We start from the raw sequence: 17,965 nt of genomic DNA on the forward strand, positions 1-17,965 counted from the left end.
GCCCACCCCGTTCGGGTGGACCGGCGTCAGCGGGAGTTGCTCAGACCTCGACGACGGTGGGCACGATCATCGGTCGGCGGCGGTACTTGTCGTTGACCCACCGCCCCACGGTGCGCCGGACGATCTGCTGGAGCTGGTGCGGGTCGGTGATGCCGTCCGCGGCGGCCCGGTTGAGCGCCTCGGTGACCAGCGGGACCACCGGGTTGAACGCCTCCGGGTCCTCGGAGAAGCCCTTCGCGGACAGCGTCGGGCCGGCGACCACCTTGCCGGTGACCGAGTCGACGACCACGGTGGTGGCGATGAAGCCGCCGTCACCGAGGATCCGCCGTTCGGTGAGCAGCGACTCGCTGACGTCACCGACGGCGAGGCCGTCCACGTAGACGTACCGGCTCTTCACATGCCCGACCAGGCTGGCGCGGCCCTCGACCAGGTCGACCACGTCGCCGTCCTCGCAGATCACCACCCGGTCGGCGGCGACCCCGGATTCGATGCCGAGCCGGGCGTGGGCGCGCAGGTGGCGCCACTCGCCGTGCACGGGCATCAGGTTGCTGGGCCGGACGACATTGAGCAGGTAGAGCAGCTCCCCGGCGGGGGCGTGCCCGGAGACGTGCACCTTCGCCACGTCCTTGTGCACGACCACCGCGCCGGCCCGGGCGAGCCGGTTGATCACCCGGTAGACCGAGGTCTCGTTGCCGGGAACCAGCGAGGAGGCCAGCACGACGGTGTCCCCGGGAGCGATGGTGATGTGCCGGTGGTCGCCACTGGCCATCCGGCCCAGCGCGCTCATCGGCTCACCCTGGGACCCGGTGGACATCAGCACGATCTGGTCCGGAGGCAGCGTGGTCGCCTCGTCGATCCCGATGACCAGGCCGGCAGGGATGTTGAGCAGGCCGAGGTCCCGGGCGATGCCCATGTTGCGGACCATGGACCGGCCGATCAGCGCGACCTTGCGGTCGTGCTCCGCGGCGGAGTCGAAGACCTGCTGCACGCGGTGCACGTGCGAGGCGAACGAGGCCACGATGATCCGGCCCTTGGCCTTCGCGAAGATCGAGTCGAGCACCGGCCCGATCTCCCGTTCCGGGGTGACGAAGCCGGGGATCTCCGCGTTGGTGGAGTCGGACAGCAACAGGTCGACGCCCTCGGCACCGAGCCGGGCGAAGCCGGCCAGGTCCGTGATCCGGCCGTCCAGCGGGAGCTGGTCCATCTTGAAGTCGCCGGTGTGCAGCACCAGGCCGGCGGGGGTCCGGATGGCCACCGCGAGGGCGTCCGGGATCGAGTGGTTGACCGCGAAGAACTCACACTCGAACGGGCCGAGCCGCTCGCGGCCGCCCTCCCGCACGGTCAGCGTGTACGGCTGGATACGCCGCTCCGCCAACTTCGCCTCGACCAGGGCGAGGGTGAACTGTGAGCCGACGAGCGGAATGTCGGGCTTGTGGGCGAGCAGGTAGGGCACCGCGCCGATGTGGTCCTCATGGCCGTGCGTCAGCACGATCGCCTGGACGTCGGCCAGCCGGTCCAGGATCGGGCCGAAGTCGGGCAGGATCAGGTCCACACCCGGCTGCTCGACGTCGGGGAACAGGACACCGCAGTCGACGATCAGCAACTTGCCGTCGAACTCGAAGACGGTCATGTTCCGACCAATGGCGCCGAGCCCGCCGAGCGGGATGATCCGCAGGCCACCTTCCGGCAGCGGCGGGGGTAGTTCCGCCTCGATGTGCGCCTCGGTCACGCGTCCACCTCATTCTGCGACGCCGTCACTCGGCGTCCATCGTGTCGTTCGATCATTCGGGCAGCTCCAGGCCCGCTGCCGCGAAGTCCGCGCGCAGCTGGGCGATCTCGTCATCGGTGGCGTCCACCAGCGGGGGTCGCACCGGGCCGGCAGGCAGGCCCAGCGCCGCCAGGCCCGCCTTTACCAGAATGGTGCCCTGGGTACGGAAGACGCCGGTGAACAGCGGCAGCAGCCGCCGGTGCAGCGCCAACGCGGTCGGCATGTCCCCCGCGTCGTACGCCTCGATCATCTGTACGGTCAGCGCCCCGGTGAAGTGCGTCGAGGTGCCGACCAGGCCCACGCTGCCGACGGCCAGCGCCGGCAGGGTGAGTGCGTCCTCGCCGCTGTAGAAGGCGAGGGCGGTCCGGCTGGTCACCCAGCTGGTGGCGGTCAGGTCGCCCTTGGCGTCCTTGACCGCGACGATCCGGCCGTGCTCCGCGAGCCGGACCAGCGTCTCGGTGTCGATCGGCACGCCGGAGCGGTGCGGGATGTCGTACAACATCACCGGCAGGCCGGTGGCGTCGGCCACCGCGGTGAAGTGCCGCAGCAGGCCGCTCTGCGGCGGCTTGTTGTAGTACGGGGTGACCACCAGCAGCCCGTGCGCGCCCGCCTTCTCGGCCGCCGCGGCCAGCTCGATGGTGTGCCGGGTGTCGTTGGTGCCGACCCCCGCGACCACCTTGGCACGGTCACCGACGGCCTCCACCACGGTCCGGATCAGGCGTTCCTTCTCCGCGTCGGTCGTGGTCGGCGACTCGCCGGTGGTGCCGTTGACCACCAGCGCGTCGTTGCCCTGCTCGTCGACCAGGTGGCTCGCCAGTTGGGCGACGCCGTCGAGGTCGAGCGAGCCGTCGGGAGTGAACGGGCTCACCATGGCGGTGAGAAGCCGCCCGAAGGGGCGGGACACCGGTGGTGCGGCGGCGTCGAGGTGGTCGTGCGTCATACCCTCCAACCTAGCGGACGACCAGCCGGGGCCCGCCGGGGAAGGGCTCAGGACGCCTCGTGCGGGCTGGCCGCCACCTCAGTGCCGTCCGGCAGCGTGGAGATCACGAAGTCGGCGAATACGTTCGGGGCCGCCCCCTGCAGCTGGCGCAGGCACTCCACGGCCAGCTCACGGATCTCCACATCAGCCTGCTCGGTGGCCCGCATCGCGATGAAGTGCCGCCAGGCCCGGTAGTTGCCGGTGACCACGATCCGCGTCTCGGTGGCGTTGGGCAGCACCGCGCGGGCCGCCTGCCGAGCCTGCTTACGGCGCAGCGTCGGGTTCGGCTCGTCGGAGAAGCGCTGCTCCAGGCCCTCCAGCAACTCGGTGTACACCCGAACGCTCGCCTCTGCGGCCTCGGTGAACTTCTTGTGCAGCTCCGGGTCGTCGGCGATGACCGCCGGCTCGACCATGGCCGCGTCCCGCTCCGGGACGTAGCGCTGGGACAGCTGTGAGTACGAGAAGTGCCGGTGCCGGATCAGCTCGTGGGTGAAGGAGCGGGACACCCCGGTGAAGTAGAAGGTCACCGAGCCGTGCTCCAGCACCGAGAGGTGCCCGACGTCGAGGATGTGCGCCAGGTAGCCGGCGTTGGTGGCGGTCGCCGGGTTCGGCTTCTTCCACGACTGGTAGCAGGCCCGGCCGGCGAACTCGGCGAGCGCCTGGCCACCCTCGGCGTCGGTCGACCACGGCACGTCGTCCGGGGCCGCGAACTGGGTCCACGCGATCAACTTGACCTGGGGCTGCACCATCTCCGGCATTCCTGGGACTGTAGTGGTCGGTGGTCCCGCACCCAACTCGGGCGCGCCCCGTGCAATGTCGATCACTCCGGCGGCATCGAAGCCGACGATGCCCCGGGGCGTGGGCCGAGGGGATAACCCGCGTCGTGGCCGGGGCGGACAGTTCCGGCCGCGTCCTTTGGAGCTGAATCGTCTGCGATATCAGCCGTCCCCGGCGGCAGACGAGCGGCCCAATGGCCCAAGCGGCCCGAGCGACCCAACGGCCCAAGCGACCCAACGGCCCAAGCGACCGAGCGACCCAAGCCGCCCAAGCGGCCCAGCGGCCCGAGCGGCCCAGCGGCCCGAGCGGCCCAGCGGCCCGAGCGGCCCAGCGGCCCCAGCCGGCCCGGGCCTGCTCGTCAGTTGTGAAGGCCGAGGAAGAGCACGATGTCGTAAACGATTCAGCTCCAAAGGGACCCAGACAACACATGCCGGCCGACCGGCGGACCCACGAACCGGCGGACCGCCGCCTCGGGCGGGGCGGTCAGACGTAGAGCGAGGCGAAGGGCGCCCAGGGCAGATTGCGCAGCACCGAGAAGGCGAGCCAGGCGGCCATGAAGCCGACGATGACCTTCGAGCTGATCCGCAGCTCGGGCAGTCGCCAGCCGAACGCCTGGTTTCCCGCCCAGGCCACGAAGAGGTACGCGATGAACGGCAGCGCGAAGACGAACAGGAAGTGATGCCGGGCGGCGGCCGGCAGGTCACCGTGCAGCACGTACCAGAGTGCGCGGGTGCCGCCGCAGCCCGGGCAGTCCAGCCCGGTGGTCAACTTGAGCAGACAGGTGGGCGCGGCGTCCGGGTCGGCGTACGTCGGGTTGCTGAGCAGCGCGTAGCCCATGCCGAGGGCGACGCAGCCGACCGCGGCCAGCGGCACCGCCCAGCGCGGCGAACGGTCGTACAGCCGCAGCACGAACCGGGTGAGCCGGTCCGGCTCGGGCGCTGGGTAGCCGCCCGGCGGGCTCGTCGGCCAGCCGGCCGGGCCGGTATCGGCCCCATCGGCTGGCACCGTCTGGACCGCCCCGGGAGCGGGCTGCGGCTGGTCGACCGGTCCGGGAGCGCTCGTCACACGCTCACGGTACACCGGACACGCCGGCCAACGCGGCCGTGAGCGGACCGGCCAGGTCGCCGGCCGCGGGCGGCGCCACCGCGCTCAGCCCGAGCCAGCCGGCGAGCCGGTACAGCTCGGCGGCGAGCGCCACCGCGGTCTCCCCCGGGTCGACGCCGGGCTCGACCCACGCGGCCGGCACCAGCAGCACCCCGGCCTTGCGGTCGGCCTTCAGGTCGACCCGGGCGGTGAACCGGTCGCCCTGAAGGAAGGGCAACACGTAGTAGCCGTAGACCCGCTGTGGCGCCGGGACGTAGATCTCGATCCGGTAGCTGAAGCCGAACAGCCGCTCGGTGCGAGCCCGTTCCCAGATCAGCGGGTCGAAGGGGCTGACCAGCGTGTTGCCCCGAACCCAACGGGGCAGCCGGGCGGACGCGTGGAGCCACGCCGGCTGGCGCCAGCCCGCCACGGTGACCGGCACCAGCTCACCGGCCTCGGCCAGCTCCGCGACGGCCTGCCGGGCACCGGCCAGCGGCAGCCGGAAGTAGTCGCGCAGCTCCGGCTCGGCGGCCACCCCGAGCGACCGCGCGGCAAGGGCCACCAGCGTGCGGTACGCCTCGGCGTCGGCCGGGGTGGGCGCGGCCAGCACCGCCGCGGGCAGCACCCGCTCGGGCAGGTCGTAGCGGCGGGCGAAGGAGGTGCTGCGCTCCGCGGCGACCACCTCCCCGGCCCAGAACAGGAACTCCAACGCCCGTTTGACCGCCGACCAGTTCCATCCCCAGTTGCCGGTCTCCCGGGGCGCGTCATCCTCGATCTCGGCAGCGGTCAGCGGACCCCGGGCGGCCACCTCGTCGCGGACCCAGGCGACCAGCTCCGGCTGCTCCTGGGCGATCCGCCGCATACCGCCCCAGGACTCGCTGTGCGCCCGGGCCATCCGCCAGCGCAGCGTCGGGTGCAGCTCGACCGGGATCAGCGACGCCTCGTGGCCCCAGTATTCGAACAGCTCACGCGGACGGCGGTAGGCGGCCTGGTCGAGCAGCGTGGTCGGGTAGGGCCCGAGCCGGCTGTACAGAGGCAGGTAGTGCGCGCGTTGCAGCACGTTGACCGAGTCCATCTGGATCAACCCGACCCGGTCGAGCACCCGGCGTAGATGCCGACGGGTGGGCACCCCGGCCGGCGCCGGGTCGGCGAAGCCCTGGGCGGCGAGCGCCACCCGCCGGGCCTGGGCGAGCGAGAGTGATTCCGGTGCGGTCATCGTCGGCGACCTTAATTCATGGGTACGACGCCGGTGCGGGAAGCTGGACGCGAGGGCCAACGGGGCATAGAACGGTGCAATGCTGACCATCCGTCGGGAGGAGCCGGACGACGCCGAGGCGGTCGCCCGGGTGCACGTGCACGGCTGGCAGGCGGGCTACGCCGGCTTCATGCCGGACGAGGTGCTCGGGCGGCTCAACGTGCTGGCCTGGGCGCAACGCCGGCGTGACGTCGGCACCGCCGACCCGGAGCATCCCTTCACCACCCTGCTCGGGGAGGTGGACGGGCTGGTGGTCGGCTTCACCACCTTCGGGCCGTACCGCCGCAACCAGGACCGGGACGACCTGGACCCGACGGTCGGCGAGGTGCTGGCGCTCTACGTGGAGCCGGCCCGCTGGGGCGACGGGACCGGCGCCGCGCTGCTGGCCGCCGCGCGAGCCGGGCTCGCCGAGCGGGGCTGGACCGGCTACCGGCTGTGGGTGCTGGTGGACAACCTCCGGGCCCGCCGGTTCTACGAGCGGGCCGGGCTGTCAGCGGACGGTGAGCAGTCGACCTATCAGGTGCCGCTCGCCGGCGGAGGCCCGCCGGTCGGGCTGGTCGAGCTGCGGTACGCCGGACGCCTCGACGACTGACCCGACCGGGGTCAGCCACCGGCGCACCGGCAGGAAGGCCAGCAGCGCCAGACTGATCCAGACGTAGGCGTTGCTGCCCAGGAAGCCGTCGACGCCGGTGAAGTCCTTCTCCCAGAACCAGACGGTCCGGCTGATCAGCAGCGCGTACCCGATGGTCGCGGCGACCAGCAGGACCCACCGACGGCGGCCGGCCGGCCCGGCCATCGCGTTGTCGACCAGGAGGATCAGCGCGGGCAGCAGCCAGACCAGGTGGTGCACCCAGGTGACCGGGCTGACCAGGCACATCACCGCGCCGGTCAGCGCCAGGCCGGTCGCCTCGTCGCCGGCCGCGACGGCGGCCCGCGACCGCCAGGCCCAGAGCGCCAGGGTGCCGAGCACCAACAGCAGCCAGAGCAGGGTGCTGGGGTGCTCCGGGTCGAGCCGGGCGACCACCCCGCGCAGCGACTGGTTGGAGACGAACGCCAGCTCGCCCACCCGACCGGTGTTCCACAACGCCTCGGTCCAGAATTCCCGGGAGGCGTCCGGGAAGAGCGCGCCAGCCAACAGCGACACCCCGGCCGCCGTGCCGCTCGCGGTGAGCGCCGCCCGCCATCGCCCGGTGACGAGCAGGTAGACGATGAAGACGCCCGGGGTCAGCTTGATCGCGGTGGCCAGCCCGATGCCCACCCCGGCCCACCGGTTGCCGGCCGGCAGCAGCCGCAGCAGATCCACCGCCACCAGGAAGAGCAGCAGCGTGTTGACCTGGCCGAAGTTGACTGTCTCCCGCATCGGCTCGAACGCGGCGGCCAGGCAGAGTGCCACGGCGAGGGCGAACCACCGGGTCCAACCGGCGCGGCGGGCGATCGGGTCGACCAGCCACCAGATCAGCACGGCGGTGGTGACCACGCTGGCGAGCACGCTCACCACGATCGCGGCCGACCATGGCAGGTACGCCATCGGCAGCATGACCAGCGCGGCGAACGGCGGGTAAGTGAAGCCGTACTGGGTGCCCGGCTTGAGGTAGTCGTAGATCTCCCCGCCGTCGTGCACCCACCACGTCAACGCGCCGTAGTAGACCTTCAGGTCGAAGAAGCCGTGCCGCACCGCCGCGACGGCGAGGAACGCGGTGACCGCCGCGGCGAGCACCACCACCCCGACGACCTGCGCGGCCGTCCTGTTGGCACCCTGCGCCACCGTCGCCTCCCTCGCCTTGCGTAGGCTTCCGTCCCATGGCTCTCGGGTACGTCCGCCCGGCGCGTCCCGAGGACGCCGGCGAGATCGCACGCATCCAGCTCGCGACCTGGCGGGTCGCGTACCGCCGGATCCTGCCTCGGCACGTGCTCGACAACCTGGACGAGGCGTTCCTCGCCCGGCGGTGGAGCGCCGCGGTGCTGGAGCCGCCCTCGGGCGCGCACCGGGTGCTGGTCGCCGTCGAACAGGCCGAGCAATCGTATCTGGTGGGGTTCGCCGCCTCCGGCCCGGCCGACGTCGAGGCCCTCGCTCCGGGCGAGCCGGCCGACGCGCTCGGCCCGGACGTGGCCGCCGTGACCGACCTGCTGGTCGAGCCCCGCTGGGGTCGGCGCGGGCACGGCAGTCGGCTGCTCGCCGCCGCCGTCGACCTGTGGCGGGAAGACGGCCTGAGCCGGGCGGTGGCCTGGGCGTTCGAGGGCGACGAGGCGACCCGGAAGTTTCTCACCAGCACCGGTTGGGAGCCCGACGGCGCGGCCCGCGCGCTGGACGTCGACGACATGCTGGTGCCCCAGGTGCGCCTGCACGTGGGCGTCCCGCCCGAGAAGGTGCCAGCCGACGACTGACCTGACGGTGTGGGGCCCCGGGCCGGGGCCGCCACACCGGCCGGTCAGCCCTTGTCCGAGCCGTCGTTGGCGTCGCGGACGAAGTACCGCTGGAACACCACGAAGATGATCGCCACGGGGATGGTGGCCAGCAGCGCGGCGCCGAGCTTGAGCGGGTACTGGGTGCCCTTGCCGAGCGAGCCGCTGACCAGGTCGGCCAGCCCGCGTGGCAGGGTGAACAGGTCCGGGTTCTGCACCGCCACGAGGCTGTGCGGGAACTCGTTCCAGGAACTTTGGAACGACAGGATGGTGAGGGTGATCAGCGCCGGTTTCGCCATCGGCAGCACCACCGACCAGAAGGTGCGGAAGATGCTCGCCCCGTCGATCCGGGCGGCCTCCTCGACACTCAACGGAATCGACTCGAAGAACTGCTTCATGATGAACACGCCTGCCGCGTCGGCCAGCAGCGGCACCACCAGACCGGCGTAGCTGTTGTAGATGCCGAGCTGGTTGAGCACCAGGAACTTCGGGATCAGCAGCACCACCCCGGGCACCGCCATCACCGCGATAACGGCGGCGAACAGCCCGCCGCGCCCCCGGAACCGCAGCCGGGCCAACGCGTACCCGGCGAGCGAGTCGAAGAACACCCGGCCGATGGTGACCAGCACCGTCACCAGCAGCGAGTTGCCCAACCAGAGCGGGAAGTTGGTGCCGGCGAAGATCCGTTCGAAGCCGGCCAGGGTGAGCGGGTCCGGGAACGGTGACAGCGGGTTCGCCGCCGCGTCGGGCTCGGTCTTGAGCGCGTTGCCGATCTGGATGACGAACGGGTAGAGGAACACCAGCCCGAAGAAGACCAGCGTGGCGTACCCCAAAAAGCGGGTGGCCAGGGTGCGGGCCGCGCGGTGCTGACGCCGCGCGGGCGCCGCCGCCGGGCGGTCGGTGAGCACGGCCATCTCAGGACCTTTCCGGTACGCGCCGACGCCACCAGCCGCGGCGCGGCCGGTTGGTGTCCCGCTCGGCCAGCGCCCGGCGCTGGATAAGGGTGAGCACGATGATGATCAGGAACAGCACAAAGGAGATCGCCGCGCCGGAGCCGTAGTCGAAGTCCCGGAAGGCGGTCCGGTACGACAGGTACGCGGGGGTGAGCGTGGTCTTGGCCGGGTCGCCCTGGCTCATCACGTACACCTGGTCGAAGACCTGCCAGGAGCCGATCATGCCGAGGGTGAGCACCAGGAAGGTGGTGGGCCTGATCATCGGCAGGGTGACGTGCCGGAACCGCTGCCACCGGGACGCGCCGTCGAGGGTGCTCGCCTCGTCCAGCGCGACCGGCACGTTCTGCAGCCCGGCCAGGAACATCAGCATGAAGGTGCCGGAGGTGGTCCAGATGACCAGCGTGATGATCGACATCATCGCCACGCTGGGACCGGCCAGCCAGTCCCACCAGCTCAGGCCGAACGGGCCGCCGTTGGCCAGCGCGGCCGGGGCGGAGTCGACGCCGACCGTACCGAACAGCAGGTGCAGCACGCCCCGCGAATCGGCGAACCACTCCGGGCCGTCGATCCCGAGAAAGCCGAGCAGCGCGTTCACCGCACCGGAGTTGGCGAAGAGGAACAGGAACACCACGCTGATCGCGACCGAGCTGGTCACCGAGGGGAAGTAGAAGGCGCTGCGAAAGAAGCTCTTGCCCTTGAGCATCCGGTTGTTGACGACCAGGGCCAGTCCGAGCGCGAGCACGGTCTGTGCCGGCACCACGATCGCCACGTAGTAGATGTTGTTGCGGATGCTGGTCATGAAGTCGCGGCGGGCCAGCCCGTCCTCGGTGAACAACTGGGTGTAGTTGTGCGCGCCGACGAACGGGACGTCGCCGGTGAAGGGGCCGCCCTGGCCGTTCCAGTCGGTCAGGCTGACCCAGAGCGCCATCAGGATCGGCAGCAGCAGGAACAGCCCCAGAATGACGATCACCGGCGCGACGAAGAGCCAGCCGGCGAGGTTTTCGTTGCTCCGGATGCCGCCCCTGCGTCGGCGGGGGCCGGCCCCGCCCGCAGTCGCCACGGCGGTCAGTGTCTCGGTTGCCATCTTCCCTCCCTTCCTCTCTCCGGCCGACGTGCGGCGGGGGCCCCGGTGGTCGCCGGGGCCCCCGCCATCACCTCAGCTGCCGCCGAGCGCCGCCTTGGCGTTCTTGTCGAAGTTCTGCAGCACGGTCTTCGGGTCGCCGTTGGCCAGCCCCTGCAGACCGGTGTCGAGGTCCTTGAGGACGCTGTCCATCTTCGGAGCGTTCACCGGGCCCTGGGCGTACGCGACACCGTCGATGAACACCTTGTCCGCCGGGAAGGCGGCGGTGTACTGGTCGCGCGCCGACTGGCGGGACGGCATCACACCGAACGCCGTCGCGAAGGCCATCTGCTGCTCGCCGCTGGTCATCGCCTCGACGAACTTGATCGCCTGATCCTTGTACTTGCTCTTCGCGGCGATGCCCCAGCACTGGGTGAAGGAGAGGGTGCCCTGTCCCTTGGGACCGGACGGCAGCGCCACGACCTTGTACTTCACGTTCGGGAAGTCGTTCTGCAGGGCACCCTTGATCCAGTTGCCCTCGATGGTCATCACGGCCTTGCCCTTGCCGAACGCCTCACCGGACCAGCCGGCGTCGAGCTGCTTCGGGTACTTGGCCAGCCCGGTGCTGAGCATGGTCTTGACGTACTGGAGTGCGGCGAGGTTCTCCGGGGTGTCCGCGGTGGGCTGCTTGCCGTCCTTGCTGACCAGCCAGCCGCCGTTCTGCACCATGAAGGCACCGATGCGGTCCCGGGTGTCACCGAGGGCCAGCGGCACCTGCCCCTTGGCCTTGATCTTTTGGGCGGTCGCGGTGAGCTGGTCCCAGGTGGTCGGCACGTCGGCGTCGGTCAGCCCGGCCTTGGCCCACAGGTCGGTGTTGATCTGGAGCGCCAGGGTGGAGAAGTCCTTGGGCGCGCAGTAGAGCTTGCCGTCGTACGTGAAGGCGGTGCGCAGGCTCTCGTAGAAGTCGGCCGAGTTGCTGATCTTGTCGCCGTACGGCTCCAGGGCACCGACGCTGGCGTAGTTGGCGAACTGGGCCGCGTCCACGTAGAAGACGTCCGGCGGGGTGCCGCCGGCGAGGGCCTGGCCGAGCTGCTGGGTGAGGTCCTGTGCCGGGGTCACCGTCGCGGTGTTGCCGGAGCTGCCGGCCCACTTCGCCGCGGCGTCCTGCACGGCCTTGGTCTCGGCCTCGCCGGAGGAACCGATCAGGATCTGCAGGCTGGCCGGGCCGCTGGACTGGGTGGCGTCGCCGGACGAGTCGTCGAAGCCGCTGCCGCATGCGGCGGAGCCAAGGAGGGCGACGGCGGCGAGGCCGGCCACCGCCGCCCGGGTGATGGTTCGAGGTGCCATGTTCTCTCCTGGTGGGGGTGGGCCTACGCGGTGTGCCGCAGTGCCAGCGAGGGCTGGAGCAGCACGTGGGTGGGGGTCTCGTGGTTGCCGTCGAGGACCCCGGTGAGCAGGTCCACGCAGCGGGCGGCGGCGTCGCCCAGCGGTTGGCTGACGCTGGCCAGCCCGATCGCGGCGGCCACCGGCGTGTCGTCGAAGCCGATCACCGACACGGGCGGGTCGGTGCCGCGGATCGCCTGAAGGGCGCCGAGGGCGAGCGAGTCGCTGGCACAGACCACGGCGGTCGGAGCCACGGCAACGAGCAGGTCGCGCATCAGCCGCTCGCCCTGGGCGATGCCGTCCTCGGTCTCCCGGTGCAACCCGGTCGGGTCGACGCCGGCCTCGTGCAGCGCGTCGCGCCAGCCGGCGCGCCGATCGTCGCCGACACCGGAACCGGCCGGCCAACCGATGAACGCGATCCGTCGGTGCCCGGCGGCCAGCAGGTGCCGGGTGGCCTGAGCGGTGCCGGCGGCGCCGTCGACGTCCACCCAGGGGTGCGCGTCGAGCGCGTCCCACGGGCGGCCGAAGGTCACGAACGGCACGTCCCGGTCGGCGAGCCAGGCGGTACGCGGGTCGCCGTGCTTCGTGCCGACGAGCACGAACGCATCCAGCTCGTAGGTGCCGAGCAGGTCGCCGTACGTGGCGATCTCCCGCTCGTCGTCGGTGGCGGTGTAGAGCAGCACCCGGTAGCCGGCCGCATCGGCGGTCTCGGTGAGGCCGTGCAGGAAGCGGTCGAGCACGGAGCCGTTGATGCCGTCGCGCGTCGGGTCGATCCGGGCGGCGATGAGGCGGGACCGGCCGGTGCGCATCTGCCGGGCCGCCTGGTTGGCCCGGTAGCCGAGCGCGCTGATCGCGTCCTCGACCCGCAGCCGGGTCTCCTCCCGCACGATGTGCGGGGCGTTGAGCACGTTGGACACCGTCTGCCGGCTCACTCGGGCGTGCCGGGCCACCGTCGCGATGGTCACCTTTTCGGCCACTTAATCCCTCTCGCCATCTTGAACGATCCAATTTGGATAAGGCAGGATTGGATCGTTCAAGTTTCTGGAATGTTTCGCACTTTGCACCGCCGGGGGCGCGTTGTCAAGATGTCCGCCCCGCACCCTGATGATCTGGAGCCGCACCGTGATCGAACGCCAGCTGCAACCCCTCCTGCACGAGTTGGTGGGGGTGGTCTTCGCCCCGACCAGCGCGTTGGGGGACGCGACCGGGCAGATCCGTCCGACCGGCGTCCAGGGCGTCTTCCACGCCGATGCCCGGGTGCTCAGCCGGGCCGAGCTGCGGGTCGACGACCGGGAGCTGGAAGGTCTGACCCGCGGCGACGACGGCCCGTACGGCGCCCACTTCGTGAGCCTGGCGCGCTGGCTCGGCGACCGGGTGCCCGACCCCACCGTCCGCGTCGACCGGCTCCGCCGGGCCACCCGCAACGGCCTCACCGAGGAACTGCGGATCGTCTCCACCGCCACGGTCGGCGTACGGGCCACCGTCACCATCGACCTCGGCTGCGACCTGGCACCCATCGAGGTCGTCAAGTCCGGTGGCGCCACCGCTCCGATCGAGGCCAAGACCGGCCAGCCGGGCGCGCTCACCTGGTCGGCGGAGGGGATCACCGTCACCGTCACCGCACCCGGCGCCGACGTGCTCGCCACCGATGACCGGATCACCGCACCCCGACTGGCCTGGCCGGTCGAGCTGCCCCCCGGCGGTGAGACGGCGCTGCGCTGGCAGTTGACCGTCGAGGACCCGCGCGCTGTCGTCGTCGGGCCGCCCGGCGCGCCGGAGTGGTCCCTACCCGAGGTGACGGCGGACGACCGACGCCTGGTCCGGCTGCTCGACCGCAGCCTGGACGACCTGCGCGGCCTACGACTGGCCGAGACCGGCGCACCGGAGGATGTGTTCCTCGGCGCTGGCGTGCCCTGGTTCCTCACCCTGTTCGGCCGGGACAGCCTCTGGGCCGCCCGGATGATGCTGCCGCTCGGCACCGACCTGGCCGCCGGCACCCTGCGGGTGCTCGCGCGCCGGCAGGGCACCCGGATCGACCCCGCGACCGGCGAGGCCCCCGGCAAGATCCTGCACGAGTTGCGTCGGCACGAGTTCGCGCTGCCCGACGACGGGCTGCGCCTACCGCCGGCGTACTACGGCACCGTCGACGCCACCATGCTCTGGGTCAACCTGCTGCACGACGCGTGGCGCTGGGGCCTGCCCGCCGAGCAGATCGAGCCGCTGCTGCCACACCTGGAGGCGTCCCTGCGCTGGCTCGGCGAGCACGCCGACCCCGACGGCGACGGCCTGGTCGAGTACGTCGACACCACCGGGCACGGGTTGTCCAACCAGGGCTGGAAGGACTCTGGCGACGCCGTCCGATTCCACGACGGCACCCTGGCCACCGCGCCGATCGTGCTGGCCGAGGTGCAGGGGTACGCACACGAGGCGGCGGTCAACGGCGCCGCCCTGCTGGACGCCTTTGGCCGGCCCGGCGCTGACCGCTGGCGCGAGCACGCCGCCGCGCTGGCCCGCCGGTTCCGGGACAGCTTCTGGGTCGACGGTCGGTACGGCCCGCAGCCCGCCCTGGCCCTCGACCGGGACAAGCGCCCCGTCGACTCGCTGACCAGCAACATCGGTCACCTGCTCGGCACCGGCCTGCTCGCCCACGACGAGGAGGCCCAGGTCGCCCGGCTGCTCACCACCGACACGCTCGCCGGTGGCTTCGGGCTGCGGACCATGTCCACCGAGGACGCCGGCTTCAGCCCGCTGTCGTACCACTGCGGCTCGATCTGGACCCACGACACCGCGATCGTGCTCGCCGGGCTGGCCCGCGCCGGGCACCGGGAGGCGGCACTCGGCCTGGCCGAAGGGCTGCTCACCGCGGCCGAGGCGTTCGACTACCGGATGCCGGAGCTCTACGGCGGCGACGACCGGTCACTGGTGAACCGTCCGGTGCCGTACCCGGCTGCGTGCCGGCCGCAGGCGTGGGCCGCGGCGGGCGCTGTGCTGCTGCTCCAAGCGGCCACCGGCCTCTATCCGGACGTGCCGGGAGGCACGGTCCGGCTGGCGCCACTGGCCGGAGCCGAACTCGGTGCCGTCGCGGTCAACGGCCTCCGCGTGGCCGGTACTCCGGTAAACGTGACGGTCGACCGCACCGGCGAAGCCACGGTGACCGGTTTCCCAACCCCCCTGACCCCAACCCCCCTGACCCCAACCCCAACCCTCCCCACCCAACGCCGCCCCAAGAACCCCCTCTCCCACTAACAATGCCCGCCCCGCCCCGCCCCGCCCCGCCCCGCCCCGCCCGCCCCTGCCCGCCCGGGTCGATCATGGAGTTGTGGTGCCCCATAAAAGGTGCACATGCCGAAGTAGCACCCACCACAAGTCCATGATCGACCCGGGCGGGCACAGGGGCAGGGCAGGGCGGGGTTATGGGGTTGGGGATTGTTCGGCTACTAGCTCTTCGTCGTCTACCGCGCCTGTGGGGTGGAAGCCCAGCGAGCTGTAGAGGGTGGCGGCCTGGGTGTTGTCGGGGTGGTAGGAGAGGCGGACCGGGGGGTTGCCGTCCCTGGCGGAGAGCCAGGCGGCCAGGGTCTGCACCGTCGCTCTGCCCACGCCACGGCTCTGCTCGGCGGCGTCGATCAGCATGCCGCCGATCCAGGGCGAGCCGTCGTCGTCCACTCCCCACATGACGTGGCCCACGACGGTCTCGTCGGCGTACACGGCGAGTGAGGTCCACACCTCGGAGCGGCTGCTGAGCAGCAGGTAGCGGGCGCCCAGCGCGGCCACGAAGCGGCGCTGGTCGTCGCGCGGGGCAACGTCGGCCACCGCCCGCCAGTTGTCGTCGTCGACCGGGCGCAGGGTGACCAGCCGCCCAGCCCGGTCCAGGTGTCCACCATCGATCATCGGCGGATGCTACCCGGGCCGCGCCCTGAGATCTTGGACAGTTTCCGTTCCGCGGGCCCGCCGCGCCAACGGAAACTGTCCAAGATCTGCGCTAACCGCCGAGGGCGGCGGTCAGTCGAGCAGGGCGTCCAGGCCGAGGGTGAGACCGGGGCGGTTGCGCACCGCGCGGACGGCCAGCAGCACGCCCGGCATGAACGACGCCCGGTCGTACGAGTCGTGCCGGATGGTCAGCGTCTCGCCGGTGGTGCCGAAGAGCACCTCCTGGTGGGCGACGAGCCCGGTGGCACGCACCGCGTGGACGCGTACCCCGTCGATCTCGGCACCGCGCGCACCCGGCACCTCGTCCTTGGTGGCATCCGGCACCGGGCCGAGGCCGGCCTCGGCGCGGGCCCGGGCGATCTGCCGCGCGGTGTGCGTGGCGGTGCCGCTCGGGGCGTCCAGCTTGCGCGGGTGGTGCTGCTCGATGATCTCGACGGACTCGAAGTGTCGGGCGGCCCGCGCGGCGAACTGCATCATCAACACCGCGCCGATGCCGAAGTTCGGGGCGATGACCACGCCTACCCCGGGCTTGCGGGCCAGCCAGCCGCGCACCTGCGCCAGGCGCTGCTCGGTGAAGCCGGTGGTGCCGACGACAGCGCTGATGCCCTGGTCGATGCACCACTGCAGGTTGTCCATGACGACGTCCGGCGTGGTGAAGTCGACAACCACCTCGGCACCGGCGTCGGAGACGACGGAACGGCTGTCACCCTGGTCGATCGTCGCGACCAGCTCGACGCCGTCGGCGGCGTCGACCGCCTTGCAGACCTCGATGCCCATCCGGCCTCGGGCACCCAACACGCCGACCCGCAGCGGCTCGGTCGGGTTCTTCTCCTGCTCGTCAGTCACGGGGCACAACCTATCCCAATCGGGACGTGCCCTCCCGGCCGGATCCGGTCCACACCCCTGTCCGGGACGTCACTTCCGACCGCGTTGCGGGAGCTCTCAGACCGCGAAGTCGCCTGCGGCGAACGGGCCGACCACGGCCAGCGACATCGGTCGGCTGAGCAGCTCGGCGGCGAGGATGTTCACGTCCGCCACGGTGACCTCGTCGACCCGGCGGAGCAGCTCGTCCACCGGCATCAGGTCGCCGTAGAGCAGCTCACCCTTGGCCAGCCGGCTCATCCGGGAACCGGTGTCCTCCAGGCCGAGCACGAACGAACCCTTGCTCATCCCCTTGCCCCGGGCCACCTCGGCCTCGGTCAACCCGTCGGCGGCCACCCGGGCCAGCTCGGCGCGAGTCAGGGCCAGCACCTCGTCCACCTTGCCCGGCGCGCAGCCGGCGTAGACGGCGAACAGGCCGCTGTCGGCGTACTGGCTGGCGTAGGAGTAGACCGAGTAGGCAAGGCCGCGCTGCTCGCGGATCTCCTGGAACAGCCGGCTGGACATGCCGCCGCCGAGCACGTTGTTGAGCACGCCAAGGGCGAAGCGCCGCTCGTCGAGGCGGTCGATGCCGGGGCAGCCGAGGATGACGTGCGCCTGCTCGGTCTCCTTCGGCTCCACCAGGGTGGTCGCCGGTTTGGTCCGTACCGCCGGGGTCGCCCCGCGGTACGGTGCCGGGGTGGCCGGGTCGCTGTCCAGCGGGGTGCCGCGCACGGCCTGGCGGACCAGCTTGACCACCGCGGCGTGGTCGAGGTTGCCGGCGGCGGCGATGACGATCTGCGGCGCGGTGTAGCGACCCCGGTAGAAGCTCTGGATCTGCCGCCGGGTCATCGGCGTGACGGTCTCGGAGGTGCCGGAGATCAGCCGACCCAGCGGGTGGTCACCGTAGACGGCCTGGACGAAGAGATCGTGCACCTCGTCACCAGGCTCGTCGTCGTGCATGGCGATCTCTTCCAGGATCACGCCACGCTCGGTCTCCACGTCGGCCGGCTCCAACAGCGAGTCGGCCACCAGGTCGCACATCACGTCGATCGCCAGCGGCAGGTCCTCGTCCAGCACGCGGGCGTAGTAGCAGGTGTATTCCTTCGTGGTGAAGGCGTTGGTCTCACCACCCACCGCCTCGATCTGCGAGGAGATCTCGAGTGCGGTGCGCTTGTGGGTGCCCTTGAAGAGCAGGTGCTCGAGGAAGTGCGCGGCACCGGCCTGCGGGCCGGTCTCGTCACGCGAGCCGACCGCCACCCAGATGCCGAACGAGACGCTGCGCATCGCCGGGATCGCCTCGGTGAGCACGCGCAGGCCGCTGGGCAGCACGGTACGTCGTACCGTGCCGCCCAGCGGGTCGTCGCTGAGCGTCCGGGTCACCGCGCGGGCGGTGCCGCCGGAGCGGCCCGCCCCGGTGTCCCGAACTCGACTCGCTTGGCTGGCCCGCCAGCCGGGGGCCACCCCCCGTCGATCCGGTGGAAACGGCGCACTGATGGCCCGACTCACGTACTGCTCC

Annotated in this window: 16 protein-coding genes; 3 read left to right on the top strand and 13 right to left on the bottom strand. The window is 71.6% G+C overall.

The annotated features are described in order from the left end of the window. Positions 1-40: 40 nt before the first annotated feature. From ABZS37_RS11455 to ABZS37_RS11475, 5 genes are all read right to left on the bottom strand, one after another. Positions 41-1,729, bottom strand: coding sequence for a ribonuclease J (locus ABZS37_RS11455; RefSeq protein ID WP_354993227.1), 1,689 nt, complete (start codon positions 1,727-1,729; stop codon positions 41-43). 52 nt (positions 1,730-1,781) lie between these two features. Continuing rightward, entirely contained in the window at positions 1,782-2,708 is a 927-nt protein-coding gene (gene dapA, locus ABZS37_RS11460; RefSeq protein WP_355167924.1) for a 4-hydroxy-tetrahydrodipicolinate synthase, read from the bottom strand. 47 nt (positions 2,709-2,755) lie between these two features. Further along, positions 2,756-3,496: an FAD-dependent thymidylate synthase gene (thyX, locus tag ABZS37_RS11465; protein WP_355168118.1), complete on the bottom strand. Its 741-nt coding sequence runs from the start codon at positions 3,494-3,496 to the stop codon at positions 2,756-2,758. Positions 3,497-4,007: 511 nt separating this feature from the next. Further along, entirely contained in the window at positions 4,008-4,529 is a 522-nt protein-coding gene (locus ABZS37_RS11470) for a DUF2752 domain-containing protein (protein WP_355168120.1), read from the bottom strand. Positions 4,530-4,593: 64 nt separating this feature from the next. Further along, positions 4,594-5,823 carry a crosslink repair DNA glycosylase YcaQ family protein gene (locus ABZS37_RS11475; protein ID WP_355167926.1) on the bottom strand — a complete coding sequence of 410 codons (1,230 nt, stop codon included), beginning with the start codon at positions 5,821-5,823 and terminating at the stop codon, positions 4,594-4,596. 79 nt (positions 5,824-5,902) lie between these two features. Here ABZS37_RS11475 and ABZS37_RS11480 point away from each other — a divergent pair, with 79 nt between their 5' ends. Then, the gene (locus ABZS37_RS11480) at positions 5,903-6,454 is read left to right on the top strand and encodes a GNAT family N-acetyltransferase (protein WP_355167928.1); all 552 of its coding nucleotides are present in this window, start codon (positions 5,903-5,905) and stop codon (positions 6,452-6,454) included. Here the strand turns inward: ABZS37_RS11480 and ABZS37_RS11485 are convergent. Beyond that, positions 6,353-7,627 carry a glycosyltransferase 87 family protein gene (locus ABZS37_RS11485; RefSeq protein ID WP_355167930.1) on the bottom strand — a complete coding sequence of 425 codons (1,275 nt, stop codon included), beginning with the start codon at positions 7,625-7,627 and terminating at the stop codon, positions 6,353-6,355. The two genes, ABZS37_RS11480 and ABZS37_RS11485, sit on opposite strands and share 102 nt — an antisense overlap. Before the next feature lie 35 nt (positions 7,628-7,662). Here ABZS37_RS11485 and ABZS37_RS11490 point away from each other — a divergent pair, with 35 nt between their 5' ends. Continuing rightward, positions 7,663-8,247, top strand: a complete 585-nt coding sequence (locus ABZS37_RS11490; protein WP_355167932.1) for a GNAT family N-acetyltransferase — start codon at positions 7,663-7,665, stop codon at positions 8,245-8,247. Between the two features lie 44 nt (positions 8,248-8,291). On the opposite strand, the gene ABZS37_RS11495 is transcribed toward ABZS37_RS11490, so the two are convergent. The 4 genes from ABZS37_RS11495 to ABZS37_RS11510 form a co-directional block, all read right to left on the bottom strand. After that, complete coding sequence (locus ABZS37_RS11495; RefSeq protein WP_355167934.1) at positions 8,292-9,179, bottom strand: carbohydrate ABC transporter permease; 888 nt, start codon at positions 9,177-9,179, stop codon at positions 8,292-8,294. 1 nt (position 9,180) lies between these two features. Continuing rightward, the gene (locus ABZS37_RS11500) at positions 9,181-10,302 is read right to left on the bottom strand and encodes a sugar ABC transporter permease (protein WP_355167936.1); all 1,122 of its coding nucleotides are present in this window, start codon (positions 10,300-10,302) and stop codon (positions 9,181-9,183) included. A gap of 72 nt (positions 10,303-10,374) precedes the next feature. Then, positions 10,375-11,625: an extracellular solute-binding protein gene (locus ABZS37_RS11505; RefSeq protein ID WP_355167938.1), complete on the bottom strand. Its 1,251-nt coding sequence runs from the start codon at positions 11,623-11,625 to the stop codon at positions 10,375-10,377. A 23-nt stretch (positions 11,626-11,648) separates the two neighbouring features. Beyond that, positions 11,649-12,638, bottom strand: a complete 990-nt coding sequence (locus tag ABZS37_RS11510) for a LacI family DNA-binding transcriptional regulator (RefSeq protein WP_355167940.1) — start codon at positions 12,636-12,638, stop codon at positions 11,649-11,651. 145 nt (positions 12,639-12,783) lie between these two features. On the opposite strand from ABZS37_RS11510, the gene ABZS37_RS11515 reads away from it, so the two are divergent. Next, entirely contained in the window at positions 12,784-14,907 is a 2,124-nt protein-coding gene (locus tag ABZS37_RS11515; RefSeq protein WP_355167942.1) for a glycogen debranching N-terminal domain-containing protein, read from the top strand. A gap of 165 nt (positions 14,908-15,072) precedes the next feature. Here the strand turns inward: ABZS37_RS11515 and ABZS37_RS11520 are convergent, their stop codons facing one another. From ABZS37_RS11520 to ABZS37_RS11530, 3 genes are all read right to left on the bottom strand, one after another. Then, on the bottom strand, positions 15,073-15,549 hold the full coding sequence (locus ABZS37_RS11520; protein WP_355167944.1) for a GNAT family N-acetyltransferase: 477 nt from the start codon (positions 15,547-15,549) through the stop codon (positions 15,073-15,075). 111 nt (positions 15,550-15,660) lie between these two features. Continuing rightward, the gene (dapB, locus tag ABZS37_RS11525) at positions 15,661-16,434 is read right to left on the bottom strand and encodes a 4-hydroxy-tetrahydrodipicolinate reductase (protein WP_355167946.1); all 774 of its coding nucleotides are present in this window, start codon (positions 16,432-16,434) and stop codon (positions 15,661-15,663) included. 96 nt (positions 16,435-16,530) lie between these two features. After that, complete coding sequence (locus ABZS37_RS11530) at positions 16,531-17,955, bottom strand: pitrilysin family protein (RefSeq protein ID WP_355167948.1); 1,425 nt, start codon at positions 17,953-17,955, stop codon at positions 16,531-16,533. Between the last annotated feature and the right edge of the window lie 10 nt (positions 17,956-17,965).

This window comes from Micromonospora sp. NPDC005413 (genome assembly GCF_040606435.1).
Lineage (GTDB): Bacteria > Actinomycetota > Actinomycetes > Mycobacteriales > Micromonosporaceae > Micromonospora.